Annotated in this window: 8 protein-coding genes; 4 read left to right on the top strand and 4 right to left on the bottom strand. The window is 72.4% G+C overall.

Annotated elements, in window-relative coordinates; genetic code table 11:
• Positions 1–21: 21 nt before the first annotated feature.
• The gene (locus tag J2Z30_RS19035; RefSeq protein ID WP_044581040.1) at positions 22–3,462 is read left to right on the top strand and encodes an aminotransferase class I/II-fold pyridoxal phosphate-dependent enzyme; all 3,441 of its coding nucleotides are present in this window, start codon (positions 22–24) and stop codon (positions 3,460–3,462) included.
• Positions 3,463–3,484: 22 nt separating this feature from the next.
• Here the strand turns inward: J2Z30_RS19035 and J2Z30_RS19030 are convergent, their stop codons facing one another.
• From J2Z30_RS19030 to J2Z30_RS19015, 4 genes are all read right to left on the bottom strand, one after another.
• Complete coding sequence (locus J2Z30_RS19030) at positions 3,485–4,054, bottom strand: toxin (protein WP_044568318.1); 570 nt, start codon at positions 4,052–4,054, stop codon at positions 3,485–3,487.
• A gap of 13 nt (positions 4,055–4,067) precedes the next feature.
• Positions 4,068–4,520, bottom strand: coding sequence for a helix-turn-helix domain-containing protein (locus tag J2Z30_RS19025; protein ID WP_044568317.1), 453 nt, complete (start codon positions 4,518–4,520; stop codon positions 4,068–4,070).
• Between the two features lie 362 nt (positions 4,521–4,882).
• The gene (locus tag J2Z30_RS19020; RefSeq protein ID WP_044568315.1) at positions 4,883–6,040 is read right to left on the bottom strand and encodes an MAB_1171c family putative transporter; all 1,158 of its coding nucleotides are present in this window, start codon (positions 6,038–6,040) and stop codon (positions 4,883–4,885) included.
• 40 nt (positions 6,041–6,080) lie between these two features.
• Entirely contained in the window at positions 6,081–6,809 is a 729-nt protein-coding gene (locus J2Z30_RS19015) for a TetR/AcrR family transcriptional regulator (RefSeq protein ID WP_044568314.1), read from the bottom strand.
• Positions 6,810–7,021: 212 nt separating this feature from the next.
• Between J2Z30_RS19015 and J2Z30_RS19010 the strand changes: the two genes are divergently transcribed.
• The 3 genes from J2Z30_RS19010 to J2Z30_RS49710 all read left to right on the top strand — a co-directional run bounded on the left by J2Z30_RS19010 (position 7,022) and on the right by J2Z30_RS49710 (position 12,485).
• Positions 7,022–10,243, top strand: a complete 3,222-nt coding sequence (locus J2Z30_RS19010; protein WP_044568313.1) for an NACHT domain-containing protein — start codon at positions 7,022–7,024, stop codon at positions 10,241–10,243.
• 182 nt (positions 10,244–10,425) lie between these two features.
• Positions 10,426–12,099 carry a hypothetical protein gene (locus J2Z30_RS19005; protein ID WP_245388146.1) on the top strand — a complete coding sequence of 558 codons (1,674 nt, stop codon included), beginning with the start codon at positions 10,426–10,428 and terminating at the stop codon, positions 12,097–12,099.
• A 2-nt stretch (positions 12,100–12,101) separates the two neighbouring features.
• Positions 12,102–12,485 carry a hypothetical protein gene (locus tag J2Z30_RS49710; RefSeq protein ID WP_245388145.1) on the top strand — a complete coding sequence of 128 codons (384 nt, stop codon included), beginning with the start codon at positions 12,102–12,104 and terminating at the stop codon, positions 12,483–12,485.
• Positions 12,486–12,490 lie beyond the last annotated feature (5 nt).

The following is a 12,490-nucleotide window of genomic DNA, read 5'->3' as shown; positions in this document are numbered from 1 at the left end:
GACGACGTCGCGATCGTGGGAATGGCCTGCCGGTTCCCGGGGGCGCGGAACGTCAACCAGTACTGGCGGCTCCTCAACGAACCGCGGGCGCAGTTCGCCACCGTCCCGGACTCGAGATGGCGCACCGCCACCTTCCTCAGCGACAACTTACGCGACCCATCCTCGACCTATACGGACACCATGGCGCTGCTGCCGGACGTGGGCCACTTCGACGCGGCGCACTACGGCATCCCGCCCCGCCGGGCCAGATCGATGGATCCGCAAGGGCGGCTGCTGATCGACCTGACCCGGGAGGCCATCCAGGACGCCGGATGGGAGACCGAGGGCTTCGACCGCGAGGAGACCTCGGTGATCACGGCGCTCACCGAGAGCGGCTATCGCGAGATCACCACCATGCGCGTCCGGATGCGCCAGCTGACCGGCGGCGAGTTCGGGGCGCGGGCCACCGATCCCCGGTGGCCGGAGACGGTCCGCGCGGTGGACGGGCTGCACGGCTCGTCCGTGGCCGGGCTGCTGCTCAACATGGGGCCGAACACCGTCAGTTCGGTATTCGATCTGCACGGCGAGAGCTATGCGCTGGACTCGGCGTGCTCCGGTGGCCTCATGGCCGTGGCCAACGCCGTGTTCGCACTGCGCGCGGGGCGCTGCCGCATCGCCTTCGCGGGCGGCGCCCAGCTGATCCTCGCGCCCGACCTGCTGGTGGGGCTGTGCCGGATCGGCGCCATCTCGCGCAGCGGCAGATGCCTGCCGTTCGGCGCGGAGGCCGATGGCTTCGTCCTGGGGGAGGGCGCCGGGGTCCTGGCGCTGCGCCCCCTGGCCGACGCGCTGGCCGCCGGCGACCGGGTCTACGCGGTGATCCGGGGCGTGGGAACGGCCAACGACGGGACCGTACAGGGCGGAATGCACCCCCAGGCGGCCGGTCAGCTCAGGGCCCTGCGCCGGGCCTACCGCGACGCCGATCTGACCCCGGACGCGGTGGGCTACCTCGAGGCGCACGGCACCGGGACCACCGTCGGCGATCCGGTCGAGGTCGGCGTCCTGGGCGAACTGCGGGGCGAGCGGGGCGCACCCGCCTTCCTCGGCGCGGTGAAGGCGGTGGTCGGACACGCGCTCAATGCCGCCGGGATGGCCGGGCTGGTCAAGACCGTGCTGGCCGTGCACCGGGGAGTGATACCGCCACAGCCGGAGTTCGACCTCGCCGACCGCTCCGGGCTCGACGCCGCACGGCTGATCGTCCCGACGAAGCCCACCGTATGGCCGGAGTCCGGGCAGCCGCGCCGGGCCGGGGTGAGCGCCTTCGGCTTCGGTGGCACCGGTGTCCATCTGGTGGTCGAGGAATGCGCCACCGCACCGGCCCGTCCCGCACCGGAGGAGGGACCGCGGCTGCTGGTGCTCAGCGCCCGCGACCGGGCCGGGCTGGTTCGTTACGCCCGGGAGCTGGCCGACACCCTCGCCGAGGACCGGCCGCCGCTGGCCGGGGTGGCGGACACCCTGGCCCGACGGGCGCCGCTCGCCGAGCGCCTCGCCCTGGTGGCCGAGGACACCGCCGACGCCGTCACCAGGCTGACCGCCGCCGCCGAGGCGGTGGCGGCCGGCCGCACCGGGCAGCTCGGGCCGGGGCAGATGGCCGGGACGGTGCCACCCGGTGAGCAGCCGGAGGCCGCCGTGCCCGCGCCGGGCCCGCTGTCCGCCGCGGAAGGCCCGGACGCGCTGGCCCGGCTCGCCGAGCGGGCGGTCACCGGCGCGGGGGTCCGCCCGGTGATGGACCACATACCCCCCTGCACCCTGCCACCGAGTCCGCTCGCCCCGCGCCACCACTGGGCGGTGGACGAGTCGGCGCGCGCCCCCGAGGAGGCCCCGCCCGCCCTCGCGGCAGTGGGGGACGGCCGGACCGGGCCGCTGGACGCGCGGGCCGGTGGCGGGTCCGCCGCGTCCATCGTGCTCGAAGAGCTCTCGCGGACCGGTGTCTTCCCGCTCGCCGATCTGACCGAGCGGATGGAGCTGGTGACCGACCTCGGCTTCGACTCCCTGATGCTCCAGGAGCTGGAGGTCAACATCGGCAAGCGGATACCGGGATTCCGCACCGACGAGATCTTCTCGTCCGACCTCACCGTGGCACGGCTGGTCGGGCTGGTCGATCCGCATCTCACCGGGGAGCCCGTCCTCGGTGAGACGCGGCCCCGGGAGATCGGTGAGATGCGGCCCCGGGAGATCGGTGAGCCACGGCCCCGGGGGACACGGGCGGACTGGGACGCGGCGACCGCGCGCGCCGATGACTTCCCCGAGGTGCGCCAGTTCGAGGAGCGCCTGAGCACGATCACGGGCAGCGGCGCGGACTTCCCGTACTTCCGCGTCCACCAGGGCACCATCCGCGATACGACCATGATCGGCGAAAGGCCGTATCTGTCCTTCGGCAGCTACAACTACCTGGGACTCTCCGGCCACCCGGCGGTCAACGAGGCCGTGCACCAGGCGGTGGACCGGTACGGGACCTCGGTCTCGGCCAGCCGGGTGCTCTCCGGCGAACGGGACCTGACCGTACGGCTGGAGCGGGCGCTGGCCGACTTCCTCGGCACCGCGGACTGCCTGGCGCTGGTGAGCGGCCACGCCACCAACGTCACCGCGATCGGACACCTCGTCGGCGCGCGGGACCTGGTGGTGCACGACGCGCTCGCCCACGACAGCATCCTCCAGGGCTGCGCCCTGTCCGGGGCGGCGCGGCGCCCGTTCGCCCACAACGACATCGGCGCGCTGGAGGACACGCTGCGGCGCAACCGGTCCCGGTTCAGGCGGGTGCTGATCGTCGTCGAGGGCGCCTACAGCATGGACGGCGACCTGGTGGACCTGCCCGCCGTGATCGAGCTGAAGCGGCGCTACGGCGCCCTGCTGATGGTCGACGAGGCGCACAGCATCGGCACCGTGGGCGAACGCGGCCGTGGTGTCGGGGAGTTCTTCGGCGTCGACCGGACCGATGTGGACCTGTGGATGGGCACCCTGTCCAAGACGTTCGCCAGCTGCGGGGGCTATCTCGGCGGCTCGGCCCGGATGGTGCGGTGGCTGCGGCACACGCTGCCGGGCTTCGTCTACAGCGTCGGCCTGACCCCGGCCAACGCGGCCGCGGCGCTGGCCGCCACCGAGCTGATCGTCGCCGAACCCCGCCGGGTACGCGCCCTGCGGCGCAACGCGGAGCTCTTCCTCGGCCTGGCCGGCTCGGCAGGCCTTGCGACGGGCACCAGCGCCCACACCCCGATCGTGCCGTGTCTCCTCGGCGGCTCGGCGAGGACCCTGCACATCGCGGACCGGCTGTTCGACCGCGGTGTGATCGCCGATCCGATCTTCCACCCCGCGGTGGAGGAGGGGCTCGCCAGGCTGCGGTTCTTCGTCACCAGCGAGCACCGCGAGGACGACATCCGGCGCACTGTGGCGATCCTGGCCGAGGAGGTGGCGGCCACCGGGGGATGAGTGAGGCACCGTCGGATCAACCTCAGATCAGGGTGCGTTCGATCCGGCTGAGCATGGCGTCCTTCCCGGATGCCCCGGCGTTCCCGGCCGTGGGCGCGCCATGCCGCTCTTCGGTGCCGCCCACCCGTTGGGAGAGCAGATAGGCGATGATCTCCGCCTCCTGCTCCTGGACGTCGTCGTAGGTCGCGCGCAGGAGCATGTCACGCACGAGGTCGGGGTCGAGGTTGGGGAAGAGGAGGCGGGCGCTCGCCTCGTCCAGCCAACCCGCCCCGCGATGGCAGCAGATGATGTGGCCCAGCTCATGCAAGATGATGTGCTCCTGATGCGCGCTGGTCGTGTTGGCGTCATAGAAGATGAGGTCCTCGTCGCGGGCGGCGACCCACATGCCGCAGGGGTGCGTCGCCGGCATCGGCATCGGGACCAGCGTGATCGGGCGGCCGCGGACCTCGCCGAGATGGCGGCAGAGCTCGGCCACATCGGCCACCTCCGGCAGGTCGAGGTCGGCGATCCGCCGCGCACCGGCCTTCCGGAGCCTCTTGAGCTGACTGCGGCGGTCGTGATCGGCCGACCGCCCCTTGCCTGCGCCCCTCACCCAGCCGCACCCCTCATTCCGAGTCCGAGTCCGAGTCCGAGGCGTCGGCGACCGGCGGAAGGCCCTGGAGCTGCCGGTACTGATCCATGATGGTCGTGATGGCCTCGAGGTTCTCCTTCTTCATCCCCGCCGCGCGCATCGCCACGGCACGGACCCCGGCCTGGCGCAGCGCCTCGATCGCGGCGATCTCGCTGAGCACCGACTCGGCGACCTGGTCGTCGAAGAAATAGGCCACCGAGACGCCGAAGAAGCGTGCCAGGGCGGCCAGCAGGTCCGGTGAGGGATTGGAGCGCTTGCCCGTCCGCAACTGCGACAGATACACACCCCCGACCTTCAATTCGGGGTTGGCCCGCTTGAGCTCCTCCGCCACCTCGGCGTTGGTCCAGTGCTTGCCCTTGGGACGAACCGTCTTGAAGAGGTTGTCCAGACGCACTGCCAGCATGGGCCGGTCGTCAGTCTCGGACATACGAATCTCCCTCCCTCACCTCCTCGGCTTTGCCCCCGGCTAATCGGCAGTTTCGCAGATTAGCGGTCAGTTGACAATCGGACGCAACTCCGCCACCGTGGACCTCGTCGATAGCTGCTGGCTAACTCCGCTCACGGGGGTGGCCGAGTTGGCTGCCAGTCCTATCGGCCTGGTCCGGCCCGGCCTTCCGGGGCCGGGGCCGGACCGGACCGAGTGGGGCCACCCACTCGGCTCGGAAGAAGGAAACGGGGGACACGGGGGGATCACGGGGGAAGTCCCGCTCGGCCTGACGGGGGCAGACCGGGCGGGATCCTCCCTCGGCGCGAGCGCGCCCACGGTCCCTCGGCGCGCTGTGCCGGCGTTCAGCGCGCCTTGCCGAGCCGCCGGTAGGCGGAGGCCACCTTGGTGAGCCAGACGACCTCGGCGGTGAAGTTGTCCGTGTCGCGGTCCCCGAAGTCGCCGGTGTCCGCGTTGTCGTCGGGAATGGTGCCGGTGCGCTTGGCGTGCAGGGCCTGCCTGATCTGAGCCGCCTCGGCGAACGCCTGCCGGGCCTCCTCGCTCCCTCTGGGGCCCGCCCCGCCGTCGCCGTTCGTGGTGCGGTCGATATAGGGGCGCAACTCACGCCACCCGTCCCGTATTTCGATGACCCTCCGGTGTAACCGGTAGTTGAGGTCGGAGACCGCCGCGGCCCCGGGCGGCTCCAGGACGATGTCCGGCGAGGACTCGTACAGATCCCGCCACAGCGGATACAGCGCCCGGTAGGACCGGTAGCCGCGCGCCCACTCCAGCAGCTTGGTGGCCGACGGCCCCCAGGAGGAGATCGTCAGGGCGAGCGAGAGGGTGACGATGCCCAGCGCGCTGAAGACGGAGGCGGCCAGGGTCCAGGCGCCGATGTCGAGACCGCACGCGGCCGTGACGACGTTGACCACCCGGGCCAGGCAGTACAGGAAGAGGATCACCGCGGCGACGGAGAGCAGCCGCAGGGCCTGCCGCAGCGAGGTCTTGCTCGCCATACGGGCGTAGGGCCCGCACTGGCGCAGGATGGTGACGCACGGAACCGCCTGGGAGACCATGAAGACCAGGAGGTAGGTGAGGACCAGCGGTTGGCCGCTGCCGGTGTTGAAGTCCTCGGCCGGCCGGCCGGGGCCGTCGGCGATGAGGAAGAGCGCCGTGAGAAGCGCGTTGAGGGCGATGCCGGTGATCAGCCAGTAGCGCGCCTTGCGCCCCGACTCCTCGGCGCCGGTCGCCCAGCGCAGCAGGATGATCTGCGCGCTGACGCAGAACGCGACCGCCGACAGGTGCATCACCAGGATCGCGAGGTTGCCGACGCCCAGGAAGCGATCGCTCCCCATGGCGACGGCACCCATCGTGAAGGTGAGGCACTGCAGCAGCAGGGTGACTAACAGCGTGCGGTAGGCGCTGTCCCGCCAGCCGCGTCTGACCTGGAACAGCCGGTAGCCGAGCGCCGCGTACGACGACAGCGCCGCGATGACGAAGCAGAGAGTCTTGATGGTGTTCACGGCCCTTTCCCCCACAGGTGCCGCGGACGCGGCGAACCGTTCAGTCGGTGTTGTCGCCCAAGGGAACCACGAGTCCGATCCCTTCGGCCGCGACGGCGACGGCGTAGTCGAAGAACGCGGCCTCGTCCCGGACGCTGTCATGGGTGCGGCTGAAGACCTGGAACACCAGGAGCCCGATCAGGCTGCTCCACAGCACGATGCCGCGCTCGATGACGTCCGAGAACGGGGCCTCGGGCGTGCCGCCGAAGAGGTGCACGGCCTCCGGCAGGAGCAGCGGCGGCCCCGGCACCTCCCGCCGGGGCGCGGTGAGTTCACCGGCCTCCAGCGCCGACCGCACGATGCCGGCCAGCACCGCAGGGGTGCGCGAGGCGGGCGGGACGGTCTCCTGCGGGGCGTGGTAGTCCGGCACGGGCGAGCCGTAGACCAGCGTGAACTCGCCGGGGTAGGCGAAGGACCACCGGCGCAGCGCCCGCGTGACCGCGAGCAGCCGCGCGCCCGCCGACGCGCCCGCGTCCAGGGCGGCCCGGTCGGCCTCCTCCATCGCGGCACCGGAGTCGTTGTAGGCGTCGATGAGCAGCGCGGTCAGCAGATCGTCCCGGTGCGGGAAGACGGCTTCCACCTCGCTGACGGAAAGGCCGCTCTCACGGGCGACGGCGGCCGGGGACAGCCCTCCGGCGCCCAGTTTCACCAGCAGTTGGCGCGCGGTGGTCGTGATGACCTCCCGAGCCCCGGAGTCGTCGTCGGCGGAACGTGTTCCGGAATCATCCATGGGCCAAACCGTACCGGTGCCATGGCACTTCGCGCCGCGCGGACCAGCCCCCGGGTCGCGGGCCGGGAGGCGCTCATGACCGGTCGGCGCGCGGCGGACCCTGACCTGAACCCTGACCCCGGAGGGGTCTTCGCGGCTATGGTGAGCGGGATGTGAGCGGGTGCACGGGCTCGGCGGGGGACGCGCGCCGACGCCGCGAGGGAGGGGCTGCTGTGGACGGCGGCACGGTGGGGCTGCGGATCGCTTCGGCAGTGGTCGTGCCGGTGGTCAAACGACTGCTGCTGCCGCCCGCGAGCGCGCCCGGCGCGGAGTACGGCGAACGGCCCGTACCGATCCGCCGGCTCGTCTCCTTCGCCAGGGAGCACCGCACCCTCACCGAGGACGATCTGCACAAGCTCGCCCGCGAGCTGGTCCGCCGCGCCGTGCGGGCCGCCGGGCCGCACGATCCGCCGATCGGCGCCGATGAGCACGACTCCGTGGGGCAGGCGCTGACCCGCACCCTGCACGCGCTCGGCGATCTCGACATGGACGACGTGCACGCCTTCGCGCTCGGCCCGGAGCGGCTGGCCGCCGAGCTGTCCCGGCGCGCGGGCCCCGACACCCGCAGGCTCCTCAGCGACGACGCCGCCCGCTTCCACGACCGGCTCCTGGAGACGGCCTGCGTCCACCTCATGCGCTTCTTCAGCCAGCGGCCCGGGTTCGCGGCCCGAGCCCAGATCGAACAGAGCCGCGAGATCCGGGAGCAGAGCGAGAAATTGGACGCCATCCTGCGGCGGCTGCCCGACATCAGCCGCCAGGACGAACAGTTCGAGGAGGAGTACGCGCGCTACGTCGTCGAGTGCCACGGCCGGCTGACCATCTACGGCGTGGACCTGCGCGAACCGGACGGCCAGGACTGGCCGCTGGAAACCGCGTATCTGAGCCTCCAGGCCAGGCCGTACCGCGATGGCACCGACCGGGTGCCGGTGGTGAACGGCGAGCCCGGCGCCGACCGGGACACCGAGACCGAGCGGGCCCCGGGCCCGGCCGAGGCGGTCTTCGCCACCCATGAGCGCGTCCTGCTGCGCGGGGTCGCCGGCACCGGCAAGACCACCCTCGTCCAGTGGCTGGCCCTCTCCACGGCGCAGCAGGAGCGGGTGCCGGGGGGGCTGTCCCAGCTGTTCGGGCGGGTCCCCTTCGTACTGCCGCTGCGCACCCTGGCGCGCAAGGACTCCGAGCTGCCGATGCCCGACGACTTCCTGCGCTGGATCGGCTGCCCGCTGGTGGGCACCGAGCCCGACGGCTGGGCCGCGCGGGTGCTGCGGCACGGGCGCGGAGTGCTCCTGATCGACGGGGCCGATGAGATCCCGAAGGACGACCGCACCCGCGTACGGGCCTGGCTGAAGAAGCTGCTCGCCGTCTTCCCCGGCAATCTGTGGCTGCTCACCTCCCGCCCCGCCGCCCTCGAGCGGGGCTGGCTGGCCCGCGAGGGGTTCCAGGAGTTCGCGCTCGCCGCGCTGCGGCCCGCCGACATGAAGCAGTTCATCCAACGCTGGCACACGGCGGCCGGGGCCTCGCAGGAGCTCGGCGATTCGCTCACGCAGTCGCTGCGCAGCAGCCCCGAGCTGAGCCGCCTGGCGACCAATCCGCTGATGTGCGGCCTGATCTGCGCCCTGCACCGGGAGCGGCGCGGCTTTCTGCCCCAGGGCCGCGCCTCCCTGTACGAGGCGGCGCTTTCCATGCTCCTGGAGCGGCGCGACCTGGAGCGCGAGGTCTACGGGCGCAGCCGTAAGCCCGTCCTGGACCAGAAGTCGGCCACGGAGCCGCTCCAGAGGCTCGCGTACTGGCTGATCCGCAACGAGCGGACCCAGCTGGACCGCCCCGACGCGGTGAACGTGGTGCGGCGGCTGCAGCCCTCCGTGCCCCGCCTCGCCGAAGTCGGCACGGCGGAGGAGACCCTTCAGCACCTGCTGGAGCGCTCCGGTCTGCTGCGCGAACCCGCCCCGGGCGCGGTCAACTTCATCCACCGCACCTTCCAGGACTTCCTGGGCGCCAGGGCCGTGCTGGAAGAGCGCGATATGGGCATGCTGGTGAACAACGCACACCTGGACCAGTGGGAGGACGTGGTGCAGATGGCCGTCGCACAGGCTCGACACCAAGAGCGTGCCGACCTGCTGACCCGGTTGCGGGAGCGGGGCGACCGGGAGCAGGACGCGACGGTCCAGGCGCGGTTACGGCTCCTCGCGCTCGCCTCCCTGGAGCAGGCCACCCGCCTGGAGCCCACGGTCCGCGAGGCCATCGAGGACCGGGCCGCGCGGCTGCTTCCGCCGCGCAGTCTGCGGGAGGCCAGGTCGCTCGCGCAGACCGGCCCGCTGCTGCTGGGCCTGCTGCCCGACGCCAAGGATCTGGAGGGCGACGAGGAGCTGGCCACGGTCCACGCGATCTGCCAGATCGGCGGGGACGCCGCCATCCCCAGGCTCCGGGAGTTCCTGGGCACCGGCCAGCCCGCGGTACGCGCCCAACTGCTCGCCCACTGGGACCGGTTCGACACCAAGGCGTACGCCGAGGAGATCGTACGGCCGCTCCTCGACACCGCGCCCGAGGAGCTCGTCACGGTGCGCTCCCACGCCGAGCTGGAGGCCCTGCGCACCATGTCCGGCTATCAACGCGTCGGCCTGCACGGCGACTTCGCCCCCGAGGCGATCCGCGCCACGCTCGACCCGCGGCAGCTGCGCGAGCTGCGCCTGCGCAACACCCTCCAGCTGGAGAACCTCGATCTGCTCTCCGCCTACCCCGAGCTGGAGACCCTCGCCCTCCAGGGCTGCCGGAACGTGAAGGACCCCGCGCCGCTGACCCGGCTGCCCCGGCTGCGGCGGCTGGAGCTGCGGGACCTGCCGCAGTTCGAGCCGCTGCTGAAGCTGGCCGACTGCCCCCGTCTCGAGGGGCTGCTCATCGGGCCGGAGGTGCCCTGGCGCGGCCTGTCCGACCTGCCCCGCCCCGCCGAGCTGCGGCTGCTCTCACTGCCGTCGTCGGCGGCGCAGCTCGCGGGGATCGTGGAGTGCCGGGAGCTGGCGGAGCTGCGGCTCCAGGACGCCAGCGAGAGGCTGACGCCGGACGAATGGGGCTCCCTCATCGCCGAGTTGCCCCAGCTGCGCAGGCTGACGCTCTCCCCGCAGCAGCTGAGCATGCTGCTGTTCGCGCCGCGCACCGAGATACCCCAGGTCACCCATCTGGATGTATGGGCCAGGGCCGGTGTCGCGGTTCCGCTGCGCCGGATCGCCCGGCGGCTTCCGGGACTCGAGGAGATCCATCTGTCGCAGGTGGCGGAGCTCGATCTCGCCTCCCTCGCCGGACTGCGCCGACTGCGCCGGGTGCGGCTGGTCTACCCGGGCGAGATCCGCGGCGCGGACTCGCTCCCTGAAAGCGTCGACCTCGACATCTATCCGCACCCCTGACCGGCACTATCTCCGACGGTGCCGCGTTTACCTGGTGGGATGTTTACCCAGGGGGTAAATTCAGGATTGTAGGCGTAGTTGGTACGGATGTCAGCGGCTGATGTCTCGGGGGAGCGGTGCCGCCCGTCTCCGAGGTCAGGGCTGCCGGGCAGCAGAGGACGACTGAGGCGGGTCGCAACGGGATGGGCGTATCGGAAGGGTCATCGCTCTATGGCCGGGACCCGGTGCTGCACTCGCTCGTATCCAGGCTGACCGGTCTGGCCTACGACGAGCGTTCCCGGGTCGGCCGGGAGTATCAGGGCGATCTGCCCGTGGTGCTGCTGACGGGGTACCACGGGATGGGGCGCAGCGCCGTCCTCGAGGAGCTGGCGGCGCGCTATCGGGACCGGCTGCCGCTGGCCCACGTCCGGGCCGTGGCCACCGAGCCCGCCCCCTTCCCGCCCGCCCCGGCCGACGGCGGCGCCCCCACCGCCTCCACCCTGGTGGAAGTCCTGGCGGAGCTGGTGTGCGGGCTCGCACCCGGGTTGCGCCGCCGCTTCCCCGTCCTGGTGCCCGGCCTGTTCGCCGTCTCCGGCTGGTACCACGGCAACGGCGAGCAGCGGGACGCCGCGTGTCTGTGGTTCGCCCGGCTGCTGCTCGCCTGCCGCCTCGCCGACGGCGACGAGAACGCGCTGAGACACGCCTGGGCCACCGCCGTCGAAGGCCGTCTGGAGACCATCGACGCGGAGGCCGACGAGGAGTGGGGCCGGGACGCGGTCACCGCCGCCGTGGTGGCCGAGTACACCGACCGGCACCAGCCGGCCGCGGCACAGGAGTGGTACCGGGGGCGCTTTCCGCGGGGCGCGGACGGCCAGGAACCGCTGGTGCTCCTGGGGGAGTGGTTCCAGCGGGGCGGCGACTACCGGCACGCGGCCGAGCAGAGCCTGATGGCCGCCTTCCTCCACGATGTCGCCTCCTCCTACGGCAGGCTCCAGCGGTGGAACCGCGAACCGTGGCCGCTCATCCTGCTCGACGACGCCCACTGCCCGTCCGGGCAGGACTTCCTCGATCTGCTCCTGGCACACCGCGCGCTGCCCGAACGCCCCGACCACGAGGAGCTCGTCGTCGTGGCCACCCGCCTCGGCGGCTTACCCGAGGACGCGTCCGACGCCGTCCGCCGCGACCTGCCCGACCTGGTGAAGTCCACCGGCTGGCAGCGCAGGGGCCTGACCCCGTCCGCCGGGCTGCTCGCCGTCCCGCTCACCCCGCTGAGCCGGGACGACATCCTGCCCCTCCTGGTGCCCGGCTGGCCCGCCCGGCCGCTCCACCCCTATCTGGCCTCCGCCGTGCACTCCCTGACGGGCGGGCACCCCGCGGTGACCACCGTGCTGTGCGCGGCGGTCCTGGACGCCACCAAGCGGGGCCGCGGCGTGGACCCGCGGGACCTCCTCGAACTGAACGCGAAGGACGGCCGCCCGGTCACCGAGGCCCTCCTGGAGCGGCTGCTCCCGGACCGGCGCCAGCGCGACCGGCTGACCCTGCTCTCGCTCGCCCGCGACAGCACTGCGGCCGAGGCGCTGGCCGAGCATCTGCGGCTCCAGGCCCGGACCAGCTGCCCGCCAACTCCGCCACCGACTACCTCGAAGAACAGCAGTGGCAACAACTCACCCCGCCCGACCAGCCGTTGGTCACCGACGCGCTGCTGCGCACCCTGCTGGTGCACGAGGCGCGCCGCACCTCCTCGCGGGCCGAGGACGGCCGAAGCTGGCAGGACATCCACCGCTTCCTGCGGATGCACCACGCCCAGCGCGGTGAGAGCGGCGAGGCCGACGCCCTGCGGCACACCCTCGCGGCCGGAAACGCCGAGACGGTGGTAGCCATGCTGACGGAGGAGTTCCAGTCGGAGAAGGACGCCCACGCCGCCGCCCACTGGCTGCTGTGCCTCCAGTACGCCGCCACCGCGCCCACCCCACCGGCCCAGGAGTGGACCGACGAACGGATGCAGATCGCCCTCGGCGCGCACGACGGCCGGTACGCCGAACTGCACGAGATCGAGCGCTGCGTCAACCGGCTGCTGCACGCCCTGTGGCATGTCTCCGAGCCGCACGCCGAGCCGGACCCCGACATGTGCAAGGCGGTCGGCGAGGAGCTGGCCTATCTCTCACCGCGCCATCCGTCCTGGCACGCCGTCCTGGGCCAGGCGGCCCGCAACTGGCCCGCGGCGGCACGGAAGAAGCGCCCCTTCCCTATCTCCGGTCAGTGAGGAAG

Source organism: Streptomyces iranensis (assembly GCF_017874715.1).
GTDB lineage: Bacteria > Actinomycetota > Actinomycetes > Streptomycetales > Streptomycetaceae > Streptomyces > Streptomyces iranensis.
Note: the sequence above shows the minus strand (reverse complement) of the source record. Positions and strands in the feature narration are given on the sequence as shown.